A 20,756-nucleotide genomic window follows, 5' to 3' on the forward strand; every position below is an offset into this window, starting at 1 on the left:
CCTGCTCTCATCACCGTCGGGAAATGAGAGTAGAGTGATGACCACCTTTTTTTCATGCCCCCGTAAGGGAGGCGCGCCATGCGGCTGTTTAATTCCGCAGTAACCAGGCGGCTTACCGACCCCGACTTTCAGGGGATTGTTGTAGACAGATCACTGCTGCTCAACATCGCACTGGCGGGCGTCGTCATCGTGTTCGCGGCGCACGACGCCTATATCCGTGCACACCCGCCCACACCCCTCTATTTCTACGTTGACGGCCAGAACGCTCCCCGACCGGCCGTGGCCCTCACCAGTCCGGTACTTGGCCAGGACCAGCTTCTCGGCTGGGCCGTCAAATGGGCGATCGCACCCTACAACATCAACTATCGTGATTTTCCAACCCAGATGAACACCGCGGGCGCTCACTACACGCTCAACGGATGGAACACCTTTGCAAAGTCTTTCATTACGCAGGGGAATCTGGCGAAACTCAGGGATGCAAAACTGCTCTGTTACGCGCAGCCGACACGGGCCGCGACCGTACGCGCCGAGACTGTCGTGCAGGGACACGCGCGCTACGTAATACAGTTCCCTTTCATCCAGACCTGCGAAAACGTCAACCAGCAGAATACGCAAATGCTGATGGCAACCGTGACGATTGATCGCGTGGAGGACCTGGATCACCCGGATGGACTGGCCATCGAACAGCTTGTCGTCTCGTCGGGGAGGGAGTGACAACCGTGCGAATTCTTTCTCTCTTTCCGCTGACCCTGTCCATCCTGCCACTTGCGGCACTCGCACAGCAGCCATCACAGCCCGGGCCGGCGGCAACGACACCCGCAGACGATCCTGATACAGCAGCCGAAGGTGAGGCCGAGCATGAGGCCATTCCTTTCACCCCCGAAGAAATCCTTCGGCTGGGGGAACGCCTGAAGGACGCGCGTCGTGCCACGGAGCAGGTCGGCACGGAATTCGCGACCCCTAATGCGCGCCCGGCGATCCGTGTCTCCTTTGCGCCTGGTCAGCAGACAAGCCTGATCTTTACGACAAAAGGCTATCCGACCGCATTGTCCTTCGTGGACAGCACGGGACAGCCCTGGCCGATCGCATGGAATACGTCTGGCAATTCCGCCAACCCGGACGGCAGCACGAACTGTGCTTCCGGAAAAAGCAGCGCATCAGCCGGGAATCCTGCGGTTGAGACAACGGGTTTCTATACCTGCGTCCCGTTCAAGGGCTCCAATACCATCAATATCGAACCGATGTCGCTCCAGCCCAGAGGTGGACTGCTCGTAACGCTTCAGAACGCGCCAAAGCCGGTCTCCTTCCTGTTGATCGCGGGACGTGGATCCTACGATGACAACCTGACCGTTCGCATGTCCGAGGGCGGGCCCAATGCCCGGGAGCCGGTCGACAGCCGCCCCGGAGTGCCCGCGACAGGCGAGCCCTACATGAACGCCATGCTAAGCGGCATTCCACCAGCGTCAGCCGTTCCGCTGGCCGTCGAGGGTATTTCACCCGACGACGTGCGCGCCTGGCGGATTGGAAACGAGGTCTATCTTCGCACGCGCCTTCATCTCATGACGCCCTCCTCGGACAGCATGGAGCAGGGTGAAGGGGGATACACGCTCTATGCCTTCCATGAGTCCCCCGTTGTCCTTCTCTCCGATGCGGGACGGACGGTCTCGGCCCATATCAGGGACGCACAGTGATGAAACCCAGGTTCAACCATCTGCTTAGTGATGCGTCGCGGGGCGGAAACCGGCGTCTGCTCGCAATCCTTGGGAGTATCGGCACCGTTCTTGGCGTCACGCTACTCATCTCCACCATCCACCGTAAGGAGCTTCCACGCTCGGACCCCGGCGGGCCGCCCGCCGCCAACCCCCTGCCCGGCGGCCTGAATTCCAATCCGCGCCAGCAGGAACTCCGCGAAGATCAGATCCGCGACGAGGCAGACCGGGCACAGACTGCGGGACAATCGTATTCACCCGATATTGCACCGGGCACGCCCACCCATCCCGACGACAAGCCTCCCCCGCCCGCGGTCGCCCAGGAGGTCGGGGCGGACGTCAACCCGGCGATGGCCAAGGCCGCCGCAGCGCCAGCCCCGCACGCGCCTGAGGTCGTGCCAAGCGTTCCCGTCGTACCAGTGCAGACGGATGCAGCCTTCCGTGCTGCCATGCCACGTGACCCGCAGCTCCAGAAGGACGCAATCGCCGCATACAGACATGCGATCATGGATCTTGCAGGCCGTCTTGATGGACGCTTTCCTGTCACAAATGTCCTGTATGAAAAGACGGAAACCGGAAGGGAGCAGACAAAGAAACCGGTGGTCTCCCCTTCAATAACTTCGGCGGCGACAGCAAATTCCCAGACGGGCCTCTCCCGCGTCCTTGTTCCTGCCGGGCGGGGGATTTACGCCCATACGGTTTCAGCAACCAACAGCGATCTCGGGGGAGAAATCATCCTGGAAGCTGATTCAGGTCCACTCGCTGGCGACAGGATGAAAGCATCCGTCAGAAGGGCCGGGGGACATCTGAACAGGCTGGTTGTCCGCGTTGATCAGGTCTTCCATAAAAATGATCCAACCCCGATCCAGGTCGAAGGTATGGTGGTTGCGCCGGACACCATGGAAGCTGCGGTGGCCTCAAGCGTTGACCAGCTATACGTCGAGCGCTTTGTTCTTCCCGCCGCTGCCGCCTTTGTCCAGGGGCTCGGGCAGGCGATCGAGATGACGTCGAACACGACCGGTTCGATCGGAGCCCTCGGCAACGTCAACTACGTCCAGTCACTGAACTTCCCGCAACAACTGGGGGTAGCGGCCGGTGCGGCGGCCTCGCAGGTCAACAGCGCGCTCATGCAGCAGATGCCGACCCAGCCGCGCGTAAATCTTGCCGCTCAGGTCAGTGTTGGCGTGATCTTCATGTCGGACGTCGTCATGAAGAAGTAAGTTTTCGGGCACCGGTCGCATGATATCGACGAATTCTGCACTCTCTACCAGAAGGCAGCATTCACCATGACCTCAGCCGCAACCGCAACGACGTCCCGGGATCCGTTCAGCGCGGATCGCGGCATTGAACCTGTTCCGTTCCGCAAGCTGGGCACAATGCCCGAGCCTGACCCTTCACCCACGCCGGACACAATTGCCGAGCCTCTCTCTCCTCACCCGCAACCTGTGACAGCAGCACCTGACAGAAACCGACCCGTTCCACATGCAATAGCCCTTTTCAGGGCGCTTCCGCGTCGCAGGCAGGTCATGATCGCGGGTACTGCCGTCGGCAGTCTGCTCTCCCTCTTCCTCGTGATGGGCATAACAAAGAGGCAGGCGTCTCCCGTGGCCCAGGAAGTCGGAATGATTTCCGCCCCGCTGCCATCAGGCCCCAAAGCGTCTCCCGCGCCGGGACACTCACCTACATCATCGCCATCACCGCCGGCACCTCAGGTCTCGGCTACAGATGAGGATCTCAAGGCACTCCTTGCGATGAAAAAGCCGCCCCATCCCGCCAGCCCAATACCGGCTACCCCGTCGGCCGAGAACACGCCCGCGCAGAAACACGACACTGGCATCGAAAAGGCTGTTCCGACGGACGATGCGGTCCAGAAAGCAAGCCGCCTGCAAGCGGCTCCCATGACATCTGACGACCAGTTGCAGGTGCTGCAGCTTGTAACGGAAGAAGCAGCATTGGTGCAGCGGACCCGCAGCGAGATCGCAGCACTCCGGCAGGATCTTGACCGACTGCGTATCGCAGATACGGCAAAGGCTTCGGATCTCAACCGCCGGATGTCGCTCCTCGAAGCGAAACGAGCCGTGGCCGACGCCGAAGCACCCCCCTCAGATGGACCGGCCGCCACACGCGCCGCGGCCGACAAGGCACGGGCAGCTCTGGAAGCCGCGGCGGCCGAGCCGCAGCCAGCACCAATGCCGCCGCAATCTCCAGCGTCCCGGACAGCGAAAATGCGCCCGACGCCTCCTGCTCCGCTCCCGACATGGACGCCCCACTACCGGATACTTGCCGCATCTCCCCAGCTTGCCATGGTGCAGGACGACGCGGCGCCGGCCGGGCAACCGCCGCAGTCCGAAATCGAAATCGGCACCGATCTCCGCGGATATGGTCGTGTGCGCGCCATCTCTCAACGCGGCACGATGTGGGTGATCCAGACTGAACGCGGCATCATCCAGTAAGGCAAGGACACATCGACGTGCAAGGTCTGGTCAACCTCGTCAACGATCTCGCTCTCGCCATGGCCTGGCTGCTGCCAATGGCCTGCTATATTGCAGCGTGGATTGCCTTCCTGACCGGGGCATGGGGATTATGGCAGCAGCGCCAGCCCCAGAACCCGTTCGTCGGCCGTCCCTGGGTGCCCTGGATCGGGATTGTCCTCTCTGGCGTCTTTGCCACTTTTGACAGGATACTCACCAAATCCGCCACCTCTGCCGGTCTCGATACACAGGTTTCGCTGGGAGCTTCTGTCACCGGCTACACGGAAGCGGCGACGGGAAGCGTCATTTCCGGGACTGGCCCAGAGGATGCCATCCTGTCAATCGTCAGTGATTTCGCCCTGTTCTTCGAAATGTTCGGCGCCTGGGCGGCGTTCATGGCGGTCGTTGCGTGGAACGCGTCGGCGACCGGAAAAACAAACCGCTCAAAACTCAGTTGCCTCATCCAGTTCATTTTCGGCGTGATCCTCCTCAATCCCGTCAAGGAAGCAACCTGGATCCTGAGCCACTGGACAATGTCCGGCTAAAATCATGACCCAACCCGTAGCGCTGAGATTGGCCAAGGTTCGACACTTTCTTCCTGCGCATTTTTTTGATAACCAATAAACATGATAAAATTGGGAAATAATAACCCGAAAAAGCGGGGCGCGCCCCATCTGGAGAGATGGCCACATGTGGCCGTGCGCCAGGGCATTAACCGTGCTGGAGCAATCCGCCGGCTGATCGCAAGGGAACTTGAAGCCGCCGAACGCGATGGCTGGGATGGGTAATCTTGTTCATAACGAACGGACCAAGCTGCGGGCAAACCTGCTGAATACCGCTGCGGGATCTTGCCTTTCGCTAGGTGTTCTATCTCCTTTGGCTGCGTCATTTTTTAATCTGACAGCCAACCGCGTTCCTACTCATATCGTTATCTTGGGAGTCGCTTTCTGGCTGGGAATGGCGTATTTTCTCCATCAGCGGGCACAAGCCGTTTTAGGAGGGCTTCGAGAATGACCTTTATGCAGTTCTTCGCCTTTATTGGCATGCCAATCATCATTGGCGTTCTTGGTTATGGTATTTCTAAAATGCCTATCAAGGATAATTGAGAGTTTATCGTCCGTTCCAATCAATGGTTGATCGTATGATACTTGTTTATAATTAGTATAACAGACCCATAAAATTTGATGTCCATGCAGAAATAAGGGTGTATTCACGTTAATACCTAAACTATTCTCGATCACTTTCGCTTACTGTTCATATTTTATAGAAATTAAACAAGAAATATTTCATTATTACTAAATATTCGAGCGATTCTGGATAAAGATATATGCCCCGGATTTTTATGCTATCGGGCATACGAGGTTGATGGTGACCTGTCGAAATGGCTAAAAGTTGCGGGATGCCCGTAGTTTTCACTTTACAGCAACTACGGTAATCCCGTATTATCGTCTCATGGATAACAGGTTTGACCCCGCAAAAGACCTCGCCAACCAAAAAAAGCACAAACTGTCTCTGGCCTTTGGCGACCGTATTTTCGAGGACGATAATCACCTGATCTTGCCCACCATCCGCATTGAGGATGAGGAGGATCGCTACAAAGTGGTTGGCGTCGTGGGCGAGAAGCTGTTCACCGGTGTGTTTGTCTGGCGGGACGATCTGCCCCGCTTTATTTCCGTGAGAAGGAGCAACAAAGGTGAAGAGAGAGCATATCATTCTGCCTGCTGATCCGGCGGATTCCGAAGACCGCGCGGTATCCATCGAAGGCATGGAGCGTGGGCAAAGGGCGCGGTTGATCCGTAAAACCCGTAACGATCTCGGTCTGTCTCAGGTCGAATTTGCCAGCCGTTTCCGCGTTCCTGTCGGTACATTACGGGACTGGGAGCAGGCACGGGCGATGGCCCCCGACTTCGCTGTAGCCTACGTTCGGGTCATCGGACGGCACCCCGATATGGTAGCTCAGGCGGTGGCCTGAGCTGCCTTCCCAACCAGCCGGGGATTCAGCCCATCAACCCCAAACGCCGGATAGCCATTTTTATACCGAAGTCATAGTGTAATGTTCGACAAGGTAGATTTTTTCGGAAAAAACATTCGCAGTCGCATGTTACTGGCCGAAGACTCCTCTGAGGGACATGCCTCCCTCTTTAACGGAGCCCTTGACCATGAACCTCTCTCGCACAAGCATCCCCGACGCGGCGCGACTGACGCGTCTGGTGACACAACGGGCCGGATACAGACAGCGTGCCGTCACGGCACTTGGCACATTGGCCGTCCCGATCCTCATTGCCAGCCATGCGCTGGCCCAATCCGCAACCGGCAGCGCAAACGGTATCGGGGCCCAGATGCAGGCCACCGCCCAGGAGGGGCTGACAGCGGGCGGCTTTGTCGCTGCTGCATGCATGTATGTCGCTGCCTTCATCTGCTTCATCGGCGGCGTATGGGCGGCCTGGCAGAGCCGCAACGAACAGAACCGTTCGCCCGGAAAGGTCGGTATGGCAATCGCCGGCATCGTGCTGTGCGGTCTGTTCGCAACGGGTCCGCAGTGGATCAACAAGGCTGCCAACACCGCGTCCGGCGGCTCGGCAACCGTTGGTACGCAGGCTCAGGCCTATCAGTTCACGAGCGGCGGCTAGGAACCCGATCGCAATGGCCCGTCTCACACAGTCTTTCCGGCTGCTGCCGCGCCCATGGGATCCGTCAGCGCCAGGCGCCAGGGAGATGGGTGAGTCGGGCCTTTTCACATGTGCCTGCTGCGGCCTGATAACGCCTGGTCGCAGGTTTCCATGGCATGGTGACGGACCCGGGCCTGTCTGCGCCTTATGCAACATTCTGCAGGATCCGACCCGTCCGGCCATTGAACGCGAAGCCGTCCTGATATGGTGGCCGAAACTGCCGCAGGCCCGCATCATGACCCTGACCCGCTGCGCGCATCAGGCCCTCATCCAGACGCTCGGCAATGGGCCAAACGGACAGGATGTCGTCTGGCATCGTGCAATGGACACGATTGCGTCAGGGTCGGACACCGCGATGATGCCTGCGCAATGCAAAAGCGCTCTCGCTGTGCTCCGCGCTTTGCACGCGCGAACGACCGAAGCCCGGCGGCGGCTGGAGACAACCTCTCCCCGACTGCTGGCGACTGCCCTGCTGATGGCGAACCGGGCTGACCCGCAGATCAATGAAAGCGCGACCACCCTGATGGACGGCATCCGGCTCTTCCCCCTGGGCCGTCTCTACAACGGCCCCACCGACATCTACCCGGCGCTCGTCAGGGAATGGCTTGATGCCGATCCCCAACCGGTCATGACATGACAGGATCATATCAATGGGCGGTATTCTTTCCAGTCTGCTGGCCGGCATCAGCCTCGGGCTGCGCCAGCCCCTTGCCTCATTCTGCGATGTGGAAAGTACGCACGGGGACCATCTCATCACCAAACGCGGTGAATATGTCTCCGTACTGCGCATCAATGGCCTGCGTCGCATGTGCACGCGGCAGGAAGTGGAAGCGCTCGCCGAGCAGCAGCGTATAGAATTGCAGGGTCTCCTTGAAGAACGTGGCCATGCCATTGTGGGATGGTATATTTCCGATCCCGATCGCTCGGGTATCGAGATTGACCGCCTGAGTCTCAATGGTTGCCGGTCCATAGCCAGACAGATCGGAGCAGACCTTTCGGACGTCATCGAAGAGAGGCGCCGGCGCTGGCCAAACGTCATGCGCTGGGAGGCCACTTGCTATGTCCTGTGGACCCGGCCCAGCGTACTGACACGTGAGGACCGCAAACAGGTGGCAGAGGAGCGCCGGACCCTTGCCTCCCAATTTCCCCGCGTGGGCAATACCCAACGTTTTGCCCTGCGCTCCGATATCATGGCGGCCCGCCATGAATCGTTCATTTCACGCGTCCAGGCTGCCCTGCAGGGGTTCGACATTTCCTGCGAATTCCTCGGCCCACATCAGGCATTGCAGGTCGCGCGCGAAGCGACCTATCGTGAAACGGCGGGGTCCGCCTGGAAACCGACCCTGCTGGGTGACCGGGTCATGCCACGGCTTCCCGACGATCTGGATGATCCGCAGCCACACCCGCAGGGCCTGCTCTGGCCGGCGATCCGGGACCAGATTTTCAATGCCGACGCCGAAACGAAAGGCGGACAACTCGTGACCGTGGGGGATTATACATACGCCCCGGTCGACATGACGATTGGCCCAGAGGATCCGCGCCCGTTTTCCGAACTCTCCAGCGTGCTTGGCCGCAAGAGACTGCCATGGCGCAGCGCCATGATCCTGGAGGGTGGTGGCCGCGCCGCCTTCGGCTTCAAGGAAGCCGGAGCCGGGTTTCTGGCGATGTTCCCCGGAAATAGCGACATTCGACGGGCGTTTGCCGCACTCAAGCTGGAGCGCCAGAAAAACAACCATAATTCCGTGCGGATGCGCATGACCGCCACAACCTGGGCTCCGGTTGGAGCAGAGGCGAAGCTGCGACGGCAGGCGTCGGACCTCTCCCAGGCGATTGATGCGTGGGGCAACAGCAAGACAACTCGGATTTCCGGCGATCCGCTGGAAGCGGCCATGGGTTCTGTCCCTGCCCTGGCGCTCGGTTCGACTGCGACCTCATCGCTCGCCCTTGTCGGTGACGCGTTCTCCATGATGCCGTGGGCACGCAGTGCATCACCGTGGCAGAGAGGATCCATCCTCTTCCGCAAACCCGATGGTTCAATCTGGCCCTACGATCCGACCGGGGGCGGGCTACGCCCATCCGTCGTAGACATTATCGTAGCCCCGCCTGGCGGCGGAAAATCCGTTCTGGCCAATACCATTCTGCTGGGCTTGATCCTCAGCAGCGCCGCGATCAGCAGCCACGGCACCAAGCTCCCCTATATCGGCAAGCTCGATATAGGGCCGTCCTCGCGCGGACTGATCGAGATGCTGCGCAACGCGCTTGGCCCCGAACGCCAGCACGAGGCGGTTTACGTCAAAATGCAGGCAATCCCGGGCTTCGAGGTCAATGTCTTCGATACCCAGGTCGGACTGGAATATCCCCTGCCACTCGAGCGCGTTTTCCTGCAGAATTTCATCTCGCTCCTTGCCACGCCGCTGGATGGCAGGCCTTGGGAGGGCATGGACCACCTGGTAGAGGACGTGATTGATGAAGCCTACCGCCTCTGTACCGGGGTGCAGGGGAGCACGCCTAAAATCTACACGCCAGGGATCGAGCCGGATGTCGATGCCGCAATAACATCGCTGGGCATAAGCCTGCCCCACCATGCGGGAGAGGACGATCCGACATGGTGGCGGGATGTCGTCGATGCCCTTGTCAGTCTCAGGGAGTACCGCCTCGCAGGTTTTGCCCAGCGTCATGCCATACCGGTCCTGCAGGATCTGCTGATTGCGGCCCGCAGCCCGGAAATCGAAAAACGCTATTCCAAGATCACCCTGGAAACTGGTGAAAGCCTGATCGACACGTTTGATCGCTACATCATGAACGTGATCAAGAATTTTCCCATGCTGGCGTCCCCGACAAGGCTGGATATGGGGGATGCGCGCGTGATCGTTCTCGATCTTGCCGAGGTGGCACCTTCCGGCTCTCCCGCAGCCAACCGCCAGACGGCACTCATGTATATGCTTGGCCGCCATATCCTGGCCCGGAATTTCTTTCTGCATCCCGATTATGCGGACGACCCGCATATGCCCCCGTCCATGCGGGACTATCATCTCGCCCGTTTCACGGAGATGTACGAAACGACGAAACGTGTCGACTTCGATGAGTGGCACCGCACCGAACCCGCGCCCCAGGTAGACAAGCAGGCTGTGCGCGACGGCCGCGAGGGACGCAAGCACAACGTCCAGCTCGCCTTCATTTCACAGAACCATACCGATTTCAGCGAGGATCTCTACAAGATATCAACCGCCCGATGGGTCCTCAAATGCGGTGATCAGGAGACGGCAGACAGTCTTATCCGACGTTTCAAGCTGTCCGATGCCAGCGCCTATGTCATTCGCAACGCGCTGCCGGGTCCGGGAAAGAATGGTGCGCCATTCTTCGTGGACATGTCGGCCGGAGAAGCAAAGTATGAACAGCTTCTGGTGAACGTCCTGGGGCCAATCGAACTCTGGTCTTTCTCAACGACGCCTGGCGACACGGCGCTCCGTTCGCGCCTTTATAAACGGATCCATTTTGCCCGCGCCCTGCGGATGCTCGCCACCGTATTTCCCTCGGGAACAGCAAATAGCGAGATCGAACGCAGAAAAAGCGAGCGCATGAATGTTTTCGGTCTCGCGACCGATGAAGCATTTGCCAGCGTTCTGGATGAACTGGCGGATGAGATCGTGGAAGGTAGAGGCGTGGCCGCAGGATTGTATGAAACCCTGCGCGCCATTGATGAACAATCGGAACTCGAATTTACCACTGGGTAGAAAGTGACCGATATTCGCCTGACTGCCTCACGTCTTGAATGTTACAGCGATGTTGAAGCAAACGCCGATTACGATATTGGCGCTGAAATCAGGCATCAGAACGAAGCACCGTCCAGATCAATAACACCCGTTCTCCCATGCGCGGCCTTATCCTTGTCCTGCTGCCTGCGTAACGTGGTCGCGGAAGCTCGGCCTCGACGAGGCTGACGTTCAGCAGTCAACGCCAGTCCCAGATCGTCCATGCGGATATCAATCAGGTCGGCCAGAGTGCCGATCCCAACACCGGAATCTCCCTTTTCCAGGCGCGCGCCACGAAGGTCATGGCCAAGTTGTTCAAGAGCCAAGCGAAATTTGGGTGAGCCCATGACTATAATTCATATCTGACATACAACACGCCTTATACCGTCATATATGACCTTCTGCGAACTCTGGCACCCGCCTTTTACGGCACCCTTCCTACCAGCAGTCGGCTCCTCGCGTAGAAAACGGTGTTCGCACTCCCCGCCATAGTGCAGGTGCGTATAAAAAAGAGCGCAGATCCGCCCCCCTGCTTCGGGCGCAGCATCGGTCTTCAAGGTACCAAATTTGCCTTCAATGCTGCCCCAGGCCCTGTTCGTTCCCATGTTGCCCAAAGCCCTTACGCGTGCCTCAATCGACTTCGAACTCGCCACCTCACAAGTGGTGTTAGGCGTCGCCTGCTGCATCACCCGTCACGGAACGATCACCGCTACTCACCATCATTGACTAGGTAGGATATCTATATATATATCTATCTATCATATCCCAGGAGGGAATCATGGTCGCAGTCCCAAATCGAGAAATCACGAACACCGGCATTAAGCCGATAACTGGCTCTGTTCGTGAAATTCGCGAAAGTCTGCAGGATACAGACAACAATCAATTCGTTGTGTTTCAACTTGCACATGCCAATAAAAGCACCGCATCGGCATTTGCAGAGGCCGTTCGGCTTATTGCTCCCCTGATCATTGATCGGCTTGCCATTCATAAAACAGCGACCCTCAAGAAGCTTGTTGATGCACTTGTTCCGGCTGCGTCTCCTCCCGAGCACCTCATTACTGAGGCACGCATGAACGCAGATGCTCGGCAAACGGTTCTTGAGAGCGCAGAGTGGATCAGCGCTGTTCGACTATCTGAAATTGCAGGTTTCAAAGGCCAAAATGCCAGCGCCCAGCCAAACAAATGGAAACGCGAAGGAAAAGTTTTTGCTTTGCGACATGACGGGAATGATCTGTATCCGGCGTATGCACTCGACCGCGACATGCAATACCGCCCAATCAAGGGACTTGTCCCAATTCTAAAGGTGTTCAAAGGCAAACTGGATGCATGGGACATTGCAATCTGGTTTGCGTCAGCAAACAGCTTTCTTGGCGGCACGGCTCCTAAGGATTTACTTAAAAGTGCGCCAGAGCGCGTCTTAGCGGCAGCAGAAGACGAAATTGCAGGTGTGCTCCATGGTTAAACCGAGGCGGCCAACTCAGCCAAAGCCTCGTAGCACCGCGCATTCCGGTACAACGAAGATATCCACATCTCGCGCAAAACCGAAGACGACAGAGTCACCGTCGACCCCGCCTGTCGCCGTCACAGCAACGTCCTGCACAATCGCGCGTCCCCCTCCAGACCTTAATGCTCTCGTAAAAAAAACGATTTGGTCGGCAGACAAGACAATCCACCGCATCCATCCTGAGACTTACGGAGCAAATACGTTCAATCCTGGTCCCCAAGGAAATGCCCGATTTAGCCCGATCATTGATGCAAATGGTATATCCATTCCGACCATTTATGGCGGCACGACGTTAGAATGTGCAGCCATGGAGACCGTCTTCCATGATGTTCCCCATGAGCCAGGACTGAAGACCGTTGCAAAGCGAAAGCTAAAGAACCATCAATATTCACAACTTCAGTCCTCGACTGACCTCACGCTTGCAGATCTTAGCAGCACAGCCTTGCGCAAGCTCGGTATTCCACGTGTTGATCTCATTGAGACTGATAAGGATATATATCCTCAAACGCGCAAGTGGGCCGAAGCCATTCACGCTCAGTGCCCAGACGTTCAAGGTTTAGAGTGGGTGTCGCGTCAGGACGACCGTGCGCGCGCTATCATCCTATTTGGAGATCGCTTGCCACCAGATCCATTGAGCAGTATTGCACCTTCGGTCGATATCGTGGAAAATGAAGACACTTATGCGGCTCTAGTCGAGTTAGCCGAGACCATCGGTGTCCAGATCACTGGGAAGTAATATCATTCTTTTGCCGATTCAGTTCCAGTCTCTATGGCATCAAAAATACCCATCTCGGCCAATGCACCAGCCGCCCGCCGGAAACTACGGACCGGATATGGACGCCCAGGTTTGGGATAAGCCTCCGTGTAAGCAATAGCAGATTCAATCTGTTCCTCGGTCAGGGTCGGATAGTCCGCTTTGATCTCCTTGATTGTCTGTCCCTGTGCGAGGGCAGCAACACGATAAGCAGATATATCCGTTCCCTTGATAACAGGATCAGTCCCATCCTCCTCTAATATATTTTTCTTGGCATCGAGGAGTTTCTTGTATTTGGATAGAAAGTTACGCTGAATTTCGGTAATATTGGCTTTAAAAGGACCAAAGCTTACGGTTCTGGCTTTTGCTTCATTTTTTTTGAAGGCCTGATATAGCTTCCGACGCCCCATCGGAGTTAGATCCGCATGCATCTGCTTTTCAAGCGCCAGAAACAACAACTCCGAGAGGCCGATCTTTCGTACCCGCCTACGCCCTTTCTCCACACCGTGAACCGGCATGCCCTCTTCCGGCTCGCTGATCTTCTCTACTTCCCCACGATCAATCGCCCGGTTGATATCCTTTTCTGACATACCGATTAGAAACTGCGCTTCGCGTGGGGTAACGGGCTGGATTTCTATCATGTGCGTCTCCAATTGATCCCATAATAGGGAATAATTAGGATATATCAAGTCGTACTAAGCGCCTGCCATGACCCTGCGGGTCAATTTAGCGAAAGCAAATTCCAAAGAAGACCCAAATCTGCTCTCGCAGCCTGTCGGGTTGGGCATTTTGCGGCTGATAACGCCAAGGCTGACCTGGCTTATGCTGCCTGAAGCCGCGCCATTCTTTTACAGTTGTATGCGAGAGCAACGAGTGTCCATTCGGTCGTGACTTTTGCAAGGCCACGCAGGCTGAATTTTCTGAAGCCCATGATGCTTTTGATAATTCCAAAGACCGGCTCCACGGTCTGTTTTCGTCGTCTGTAAAGATCTCCGGCTTCTGTAGTTTCCAGCCTGTCCTTCATGGCAAGCCGCCAGGGTTCGGTTATCCGGCGTGGCTCCCTTTCTGCGGGCCGGGGTCGGAAGTCGTAAGGTCTGCGGGCACAGGGCCGTCCAATGGCGACCAGCGGATCAATGCCCTTTTCCCGCAGTTTCCGGACCGCCTGCCCGCTGGCGTAACCGGTATCGGCGAGCACTGTCTTTGGGAGACCGATTGTGTCTTCCATCGACAGCACCGTGTCGGCAAAGGACGGCGCATCCGCTGATGTGGCGACAACGTCGGTTGTCACGATCAACTGGCTGCCTTCGGCGCACACCACGGCCTGGGCATTGTAAGCCTGCCGGAACTCGTGGGCGTCCGAACGCCGCATGAGGCGGCTGTCGGGATCGGTCAGACTGATCTGTCGGTCGGGTGGTGGTTCATCATCGGGCGGTTTGGGCGCCCGGCCGCGACGCCCTGTTTTCGCATCATAAGCGGCTTTCTTCTTCTCGTAGGCCGGTCGCGCCGTTTCAGCCTGCGCCTTCGCATCAGCTTCCAGCCGGGCGCAGGCTTCGTCCAGCTTCGCTTTCAGCGTTTCCCGCCGGGCAAGCTCTTCCGGCAATGCCTGCGGATCTCTGTCTGTGGCGTCCGCATGCTCCGCCTGGTCCATCAGTTTCGCGATATCCACAGCCAGCTGTTCGCGCAGCGCCCTGATCCGGTCGTAGCGCACCGAACGGTATTTCGATGCGTCAGCATCGATTTTCGTGCCGTCGATCGACACCACGCCCAGACGCAGCAGACCCGTCTCGCGCGCCAGAAGCAGGACCTGCGCAAATGCAGCTTCAATGGCTGTCCGGTTCGTCCGGCGGAAGGTCGCAATCGTATCATGATCCGGATGCAGGTTCGCCGCCACGAATCGCACCCCGATGTCGCGATATGTCGCCCGCTCGATCCGGCGTGAGGAAAACAACCCGTTCGCATAGCTGAAGATCAGAAGGGCCAGCATCAGGCGCGGATGATACTGCGCCTTGCCTCCCGTGCGCACTGGCACGCAGAACGCACTCATCGGAACCCGCTCAACGGCGGCTACAATGAAATGCGCCATATCATCAGCAGGAAGCCACGACTTCAGATCAGGCGGCAGAAGATACGGCTGAGACCGGTCAAACGGGATGAAGCTGCTCATCTCACCACCTTACAACTTCACCTCTTCACAGGGTACCCCAACCCGACAGGCTGCTCGGGGCCTGCATGAAATAAAAAGCAACGCAGCCAATTTTTGCTGTAGCAGTCGCAAGATGATCTTCGAAGCTTCTCCCATCATCCGGAGAAGCTCATGAAACATTCTCTGCTCATTTTTCTTTTGTCCATGGCGCTCAACGCCTGTGCGCAGAGCCTGTCGTCACCTTCTCCCATTGCGACGACCGGCATGGCCAATCCTGAACTGGCCTTGCAGCGGTCAATAGCAGAGACCACGACTGATCTTCGGGAACTTGGCAGCATCCGCCCGTCTCCGGTCGTTGCATCTACCAACCAACCCCCGCTCCCCGATGACCTGACCCGCCGGATCTGGTTCGTGTGGGACGGCCCGCTGGGCAAGGCCGTCGCAAAACTTGGCCAGGAGATTGGCTATAGCGTGACTGTCACCGGCCATCCCCGAGCAATGCACGTCGCGACCAACAGCGTTGCCGCCGTGGTGGATATCCTTCGGACATTGGGCGATCAGGCCGGAGATCAGGCCATGGTCTCGGTAGACCCGCTTCACCACGCGATAACGGTGGCCTGGCATGCGTAAGATGGCGCTCTTTCTATCTTCGGCCATCGTCGTGACGGCCGCAGGCAGCCCGACCCATGCGGCGTCTGTCTCCACGGGGAAGGTTGTCATTGAGGAGGGGCAGCACGTCCGGCTACCGACATCGTCTCCATCCCCGCCATCGGCCCGCAGCGGCACATTGGTCCCGGAGCCACAGCCGCCCCAGCCGGGTGCGGATCAGGTGGACGGGGCTGACCCCGCCCTTGCCAATCCCATCAATAAACCGGTGACAGGAGCCTCAACGCTCGACGAGGTGGTCGGCGGCGAAGCGCCCCCCTCTCTTGAGGCCCTTGAGAACACCCGCCCCAATGACGAGCCAGGCGATGACCTGAAACCCGGTCGAAGCGTCCAGCTTCGGGAAGCCGCGCATATTTACGGCGCGCAGGGCGGTCTGGCCGCCCGGGCATTCGCCATCAACGAGATGCTGCGGCGCCATGAGGAGACACTCGACGCCACTTATGATTTCCGGTCGATCGTGCTTCCGATCGGGAGTGGCCAGACCCTCATGCAGCCTCCCATCGTCACCGAGGCACAGATGGCCTTTGCGCTCAATGACACCGGCCAGGTGGCGCACGAGACAGAATGTGTTTTCGAGATCACCCGGGAGGCACAACTGACATCCGCGCCCCCGGACTGGCGCACGTATCTCGTCCGGACATGGGGCAAACCGCATCACCCGGTAGCCGCGGCCCTGCCCCGCACAAAGGCGGAAGTGTCACACTGGAACCAGTGGGTGGCGGAAGGCTGGGCAGATGGAGAAAAGCAGGCAACCGAAATCTTCCTCTCCGATCTGTCGCGCCTGCAGCGCGACATTACCAGCATGGCCCGCTACCGGGTGCTGCTGAACGCCGGGCGCGTCGAAGAACCACGCGTCGTGTTCGAGCACCAGGACGCCGTGGGAGGAGGAGACACCCTCCACCTCAATGACCGCACGATCCGGATCGCGAGCCAGCCGGGGCTTCAGGGCCACGTCCGGCGCGGAAGCGACTACGGTTATCCGGAGCATTGCCGATGAATATCACCATCCCCGTCACGACCGACGAACGCTGGCCGGATGAAGGCAGGAAAGGGTTTGCCTGGGTCGAGGAGCGACGGCGTAACGCGCCGGGGCTGGACTCCCTCCTTCGCTGGGCGCATGGCCTCGGCGCCTCGCGCATCGACATCAAGACCGGCCATCCGGTCACGATCAAGGTGCACGGCGTGATCCGCTACGCCACATGTAAAGCGACGGACTCCCTCGCGCTGGCGGATATCGTCGGCCATGTCTATGCCTCTGACGGGATGGCCATGCTTGGTGTCGGCCATATCCTCGATACGGCCTACAGCGTGGCACTGGACCGCAAGGTCAATCTGCGTTTCCGGATCAATCTTTCACCCATTTCGGTCAAGCGGGGCAGCGGCGTCCACATCGTCATGCGTCCGATCCCCGCGCGTCCCGCAAGCCTTGACCAGCAGATGGTCGAACAGGAAATCCGGGACACGAACAGGCTCAAAAGCGGCATGGTCCTGTTTGGTGGGGCAACCGGTTCCGGAAAGACCACGTTGCAATTCGGGCTTGCCATCGAAAAACTCATGGACCCGACCGTGTATTGCGACATGGCAACTGGCGAGGAGCCCATCGAGTTCCTGCTGGACGACCTGCGACCGCCTTCAGGCTCGCGGATCAGCCAGACGGAGATCCGCCCTCCTATCCTGACTTTTCCCACGTTCACCCGCAGCCTGACACGCCGCGAGATGAGCGATGGCATCATCACGGAATGTCGGGACGGCGAGACCATGAATGCAGCCATCAATATCGCCATGATGGGCGGTATCCTGGGCACGACGCTGCATGCAGACAGCGTCTCCCTCATGATCCAGCGCGCGATCGCGCTCTGTCCGCCCTCGGAACGTGACAACCTCGTCTCGGCCCTCGCTCAGGCGCTCCGGTTCTGCATCAACCAGCGCCTTGTGCCCCGCAAGGGCGGCGGGCGTGTTGCGATCCGCGAATTCCTCACCTTCGATCGTGATCTGCGCCGCAAGCTGACCCGGACCGAGCCAACAGACTGGCCGGACGTCGTGGCCGACGCGGTCGAGGCGCAGGGCCAGTCTTTCGGAAAGGCCATCCGCAAACTGCTTGATGCCGATCTGATCACCGAAGACACCGCTCTGGCGGAAGAAAGGAGAGACGCGTGATGTGGCGTGCAACGGCCTATCCTGTCCGGGTTTTCATTCTCGATGCCCGCAGCTGTTTTCCCATTCTCATCTCCGTGACACACTGGAGCCTCACCACCCTGCTGATCGGGGTCTTCGGCGTGGTGTTTTTCGGCACGATCTCGTTTTTCGGGCTGACGCTGCCGGCCGCGATACGCTCCATGCGACGCTTCCTCATCGGGCCGATCCGCACCGCCCTGCCGACATGGCAAAGGAGGCGGTTCTCATGAGCGCGATCGACCTGGCGGCGATCAGTGCGGCGCAGACACGGCTTCTGGCCAAAATCGGCAAGCCGATTGAACTGCTGGACCGTGGCACCGGAAAACGGGTGGTCGTATCACCGGCTGACGCGGCACACCCTGAAGCCTATCTGCCCATTTTCCTGATCAGTGCCGAAGCCCTGTGGCTGGAACTGACGGGAACGGGCTTTGCCCTTGATGTCAGCAGGACGCCCGACAGCGCGCTCGGCTATGCCGTCCGCAAGGTGCGCGCCGGTTCATTTACGGTCGTGATGTTATGTCTGATCGATGTCACGATGAGGCTTGCGGAGATGGACGACGCGCTGGTCCTCAATCATCTGATCGACTTCTGGGGCGAAGCCCATGGTCGGATTGCCGATGTCGCGCCGACCTTGCAGGGGGCGACATGATCCCCCGCCTCGCTCTGGCGGCACTCGGGGCGTTTCCCTTTTTTGTCGCCAGCACGACCGCCCGCGCCGCGAGCATCGAAGAAAATGGCCGCCAGATTGCAGCGTGTCTGGAGGCTTCGGCAAAAATCTCCGGTGTGCCCCGTGGCGTGCTGCTCGTCCTCCTCTATGTCGAGGCAGGTCGTCCCGGAATGGTCAGCCCGAACAGTAACGGCACGGCGGATCTCGGGCCGATGCAGGTCAACACGACATGGGTCGATCGCATCGCGAGGCGATGGCATAGCACGCCCGCGCAAACATATGCGGCGCTGCGCGACAGTTCGTGCGCCAATATCGAGGCAGGCGCCTGGATCCTCGGTCAGGCGATGCACGAAGCACACGGCCACCTCTGGCAGGCCGTGGCATTCTATCACTCTCATACCCCACGCCATGGCAACGCCTATCTCCGGCGTTTCTACGACATCGCCCTCACGATGATGGCCAGAAACCGCAGGGACGATCGCTCATGAGCACGAGCCGCGTCCCATGGTCATCCAGCGATGACTATCTGCTCTTTTCTTCGATCATTATCATCGTCGGGGTCCTGCTGTTCAGCTACATGGCCTGGAGCCTGTGGCATACGCAGATCACGGCCTTCTATCTGCGGGCCATGCTGGGGCAGATCAACCTGCTGCATACGTCTAATCCCGACCTGATGCGCCTGCGCTTCCAGTTGCAGGCCGCGCAATATCGACCGGATCTGGTGCGGGCGATCCAGCTTTATTATGGCCTTACGATCCTGGGCAATGCCCTGAAATGGCCGGTGGCCATCGTGATTGCCCTCATGGGCGGGTTATGCATGTGGCGTGCTGCCCCCGGCCGTTTTGCAAAAGCGCTCGATCTGGAAGGTCTGATCGCAGTGCAGGCAGAAATGTTTCCGACACTGAAAGGCTTCGTCCGACGCCGACTGGACAGGCTTGTAACGCCTACGGATGGTACTCCCCTGCCCGCGGACCCGGCTCTGACACGTGCCGAATGGGGCGCGCGCTTCGCTGTCGATGCACAGGGCCGCTACAGTGAAACCGGCGCGCTCGAGGCGTTCACGCGCCAGTTGGGCCGCCACTGGTCCAGCATCCACGCCGCATCCCCTGTCGAACAGGTGCTTCTCGTTGCCTTTGCGATGCACTACCTCCAGAGGCGTCGGGACGCCCTCGCCCTGCTTGGTGAACTCTCTGCCGGCCTGGCCGACGCCGGCCTTGATGGTCCGCATGGTCCGCTGGCGCCACTCACGGTGCCAGAGTCCGTTGTACGAAGCGCCCGCTCTGCCCTGCAGGACAAGGAAATCACAAACTGTATCGATACGCTCTGCGAGCGCAGCGGGTGGAGCGTGACCGCGCTCATGACCCTGCTGCACGAGGCCCGGCGTCAGGCGGGCGTACTGGCACCCTCCTCATTCGCCATCGTGAAGCTGATCGACCGATCATTGTGGTACGCGCTGCACTCACTCGGCTTTCCTGCTGAAATCCCGGCCGAAGACCTTCATCCCAATCCCCGCATCGAGGCCGCCGGCGCGCGTGCGCACTGGAGCGAAGAGCGGCGCTACCAGCGTCCGATCTACATCCCTGCGGTTGAGAACGCACTCGCCATCCTGCGTCCGATGCCCGAAGCACAAGGATCTTCCCATGACCCGTATCATCCTCCACGCTGATGGCCGGGCGCCCATCACCATTGAACTCGACGGGACAGGTTTACAGCCGCTCCATTTCCATCTTGGATCTGATTTCGGGCAGGCGGAGACGAGTGATGCAGCAGCCACTTTACCAGAAGCGACAGCGGCACGGCGCGGGCGCCTGAAAAAAGCATTGCCCGCGCTCATCGCCGGAGGGCTGGCCGCCATCCTGATCATCGGCACACGTCAGGCCATGGTTTCCGACCGCGCCGTTCCCGACACGGGGCCCAGTGGCATACTACGGCCGCCTGCAATTCTACCCCCACTCTCCGGCGCGCCCATGACGGACGAAGGCGCGCCAGGGGTCCGCTCAACCTATGTGCCGGGCGCGCGCATGCCGGTCGATGGAAATGTGGTCGGCAATCCCGACGGTCACCCGGCGAGCGCGGAAATCGATGCCGCACGACGCATCATGACGCAGCGGCCTGTCGTCACTTATCCGCACTCCCCAAGTAGCGCGCAGACAGCGCCGACGGCGCCGGTTTCCCCCACGGCACCAACCGCTCCCGTGGCGCCCACGATCGACACGGGAAAATCTCCTTTCGGGCTGGAAGACTGA

The 20,756-nt window shown here is 59.1% G+C and carries 23 protein-coding genes; 20 read left to right on the forward strand and 3 right to left on the reverse strand.

Annotated elements, in window-relative coordinates; all coding sequences use genetic code 11:
- Positions 1–78 precede the first annotated feature (78 nt).
- From ACE2AA_RS17630 to ACE2AA_RS17675, 10 genes are all read left to right on the forward strand, one after another.
- The gene (locus ACE2AA_RS17630; protein WP_053323851.1) at positions 79–714 is read left to right on the forward strand and encodes a DotI/IcmL/TraM family protein; all 636 of its coding nucleotides are present in this window, start codon (positions 79–81) and stop codon (positions 712–714) included.
- Complete coding sequence (locus ACE2AA_RS17635; RefSeq protein ID WP_395372371.1) at positions 711–1,691, forward strand: DotH/IcmK family type IV secretion protein; 981 nt, start codon at positions 711–713, stop codon at positions 1,689–1,691. The genes ACE2AA_RS17630 and ACE2AA_RS17635 overlap by 4 nt, the downstream gene beginning before the upstream one ends.
- Complete coding sequence (locus tag ACE2AA_RS17640) at positions 1,691–2,929, forward strand: DotG/IcmE/VirB10 family protein (RefSeq protein ID WP_395372373.1); 1,239 nt, start codon at positions 1,691–1,693, stop codon at positions 2,927–2,929. Before ACE2AA_RS17635 ends, ACE2AA_RS17640 begins: the two co-directional genes overlap by 1 nt.
- Positions 2,930–3,331: 402 nt before the next feature.
- Entirely contained in the window at positions 3,332–4,162 is an 831-nt protein-coding gene (locus tag ACE2AA_RS17645) for a hypothetical protein (RefSeq protein ID WP_395372375.1), read from the forward strand.
- 17 nt (positions 4,163–4,179) lie between these two features.
- Complete coding sequence (locus ACE2AA_RS17650; RefSeq protein WP_395372377.1) at positions 4,180–4,725, forward strand: hypothetical protein; 546 nt, start codon at positions 4,180–4,182, stop codon at positions 4,723–4,725.
- Between the two features lie 907 nt (positions 4,726–5,632).
- On the forward strand, positions 5,633–5,905 hold the full coding sequence (locus ACE2AA_RS17655; RefSeq protein ID WP_048852463.1) for a BrnT family toxin: 273 nt from the start codon (positions 5,633–5,635) through the stop codon (positions 5,903–5,905).
- On the forward strand, positions 5,874–6,152 hold the full coding sequence (locus ACE2AA_RS17660) for a DNA-binding transcriptional regulator (RefSeq protein WP_003625676.1): 279 nt from the start codon (positions 5,874–5,876) through the stop codon (positions 6,150–6,152). The genes ACE2AA_RS17655 and ACE2AA_RS17660 overlap by 32 nt, the downstream gene beginning before the upstream one ends.
- Before the next feature lie 187 nt (positions 6,153–6,339).
- On the forward strand, positions 6,340–6,810 hold the full coding sequence (locus ACE2AA_RS17665) for a hypothetical protein (protein ID WP_078524684.1): 471 nt from the start codon (positions 6,340–6,342) through the stop codon (positions 6,808–6,810).
- A gap of 274 nt (positions 6,811–7,084) precedes the next feature.
- A complete protein-coding gene (locus tag ACE2AA_RS17670) occupies positions 7,085–7,486 on the forward strand; it encodes a hypothetical protein (RefSeq protein WP_236944622.1) in 402 nt (133 codons plus the stop codon).
- Between the two features lie 13 nt (positions 7,487–7,499).
- Complete coding sequence (locus tag ACE2AA_RS17675; protein ID WP_395372380.1) at positions 7,500–10,583, forward strand: ATP-binding protein; 3,084 nt, start codon at positions 7,500–7,502, stop codon at positions 10,581–10,583.
- A 95-nt stretch (positions 10,584–10,678) separates the two neighbouring features.
- On the opposite strand, the gene ACE2AA_RS17680 is transcribed toward ACE2AA_RS17675, so the two are convergent.
- On the reverse strand, positions 10,679–10,948 hold the full coding sequence (locus ACE2AA_RS17680; protein WP_167370176.1) for a DNA-binding protein: 270 nt from the start codon (positions 10,946–10,948) through the stop codon (positions 10,679–10,681).
- 431 nt (positions 10,949–11,379) lie between these two features.
- Here ACE2AA_RS17680 and ACE2AA_RS17685 point away from each other — a divergent pair, with 431 nt between their 5' ends.
- Complete coding sequence (locus ACE2AA_RS17685; RefSeq protein WP_010512313.1) at positions 11,380–12,063, forward strand: hypothetical protein; 684 nt, start codon at positions 11,380–11,382, stop codon at positions 12,061–12,063.
- Positions 12,056–12,841, forward strand: a complete 786-nt coding sequence (locus tag ACE2AA_RS17690; RefSeq protein ID WP_236944623.1) for an RES family NAD+ phosphorylase — start codon at positions 12,056–12,058, stop codon at positions 12,839–12,841. Before ACE2AA_RS17685 ends, ACE2AA_RS17690 begins: the two co-directional genes overlap by 8 nt.
- 2 nt (positions 12,842–12,843) lie before the next feature.
- Here ACE2AA_RS17690 and ACE2AA_RS17695 read toward each other — a convergent pair whose 3' ends face one another.
- On the reverse strand, positions 12,844–13,500 hold the full coding sequence (locus ACE2AA_RS17695) for a DUF433 domain-containing protein (protein ID WP_048852619.1): 657 nt from the start codon (positions 13,498–13,500) through the stop codon (positions 12,844–12,846).
- Positions 13,501–13,679: 179 nt separating this feature from the next.
- Complete coding sequence (locus ACE2AA_RS17700; protein WP_395372306.1) at positions 13,680–15,023, reverse strand: IS1182 family transposase; 1,344 nt, start codon at positions 15,021–15,023, stop codon at positions 13,680–13,682.
- Positions 15,024–15,173: 150 nt separating this feature from the next.
- Between ACE2AA_RS17700 and ACE2AA_RS17705 the strand changes: the two genes are divergently transcribed.
- The 8 genes from ACE2AA_RS17705 to ACE2AA_RS17740 are packed head-to-tail and all read left to right on the forward strand — an operon-like array spanning position 15,174 to position 20,756.
- Complete coding sequence (locus ACE2AA_RS17705) at positions 15,174–15,632, forward strand: DotD/TraH family lipoprotein (RefSeq protein WP_078524687.1); 459 nt, start codon at positions 15,174–15,176, stop codon at positions 15,630–15,632.
- A complete protein-coding gene (locus ACE2AA_RS17710) occupies positions 15,625–16,665 on the forward strand; it encodes a type IV secretory system conjugative DNA transfer family protein (RefSeq protein WP_395372382.1) in 1,041 nt (346 codons plus the stop codon). The genes ACE2AA_RS17705 and ACE2AA_RS17710 overlap by 8 nt, the downstream gene beginning before the upstream one ends.
- Entirely contained in the window at positions 16,662–17,825 is a 1,164-nt protein-coding gene (locus ACE2AA_RS17715; RefSeq protein WP_275877833.1) for a type IV pilus twitching motility protein PilT, read from the forward strand. Before ACE2AA_RS17710 ends, ACE2AA_RS17715 begins: the two co-directional genes overlap by 4 nt.
- Positions 17,825–18,073, forward strand: a complete 249-nt coding sequence (gene icmT, locus ACE2AA_RS17720) for an IcmT/TraK family protein (protein ID WP_078524615.1) — start codon at positions 17,825–17,827, stop codon at positions 18,071–18,073. Before ACE2AA_RS17715 ends, icmT begins: the two co-directional genes overlap by 1 nt.
- A complete protein-coding gene (locus ACE2AA_RS17725; protein ID WP_078524616.1) occupies positions 18,070–18,492 on the forward strand; it encodes a hypothetical protein in 423 nt (140 codons plus the stop codon). The genes icmT and ACE2AA_RS17725 overlap by 4 nt, the downstream gene beginning before the upstream one ends.
- On the forward strand, positions 18,489–18,998 hold the full coding sequence (locus tag ACE2AA_RS17730; protein ID WP_395372384.1) for a lytic transglycosylase domain-containing protein: 510 nt from the start codon (positions 18,489–18,491) through the stop codon (positions 18,996–18,998). The genes ACE2AA_RS17725 and ACE2AA_RS17730 overlap by 4 nt, the downstream gene beginning before the upstream one ends.
- Positions 18,995–20,176: a hypothetical protein gene (locus ACE2AA_RS17735; RefSeq protein WP_078524618.1), complete on the forward strand. Its 1,182-nt coding sequence runs from the start codon at positions 18,995–18,997 to the stop codon at positions 20,174–20,176. The genes ACE2AA_RS17730 and ACE2AA_RS17735 overlap by 4 nt, the downstream gene beginning before the upstream one ends.
- Complete coding sequence (locus tag ACE2AA_RS17740) at positions 20,151–20,756, forward strand: hypothetical protein (protein WP_102325793.1); 606 nt, start codon at positions 20,151–20,153, stop codon at positions 20,754–20,756. The genes ACE2AA_RS17735 and ACE2AA_RS17740 overlap by 26 nt, the downstream gene beginning before the upstream one ends.

Source organism: Komagataeibacter diospyri, assembly GCF_043995075.1.
Lineage (GTDB): Bacteria > Pseudomonadota > Alphaproteobacteria > Acetobacterales > Acetobacteraceae > Komagataeibacter > Komagataeibacter diospyri.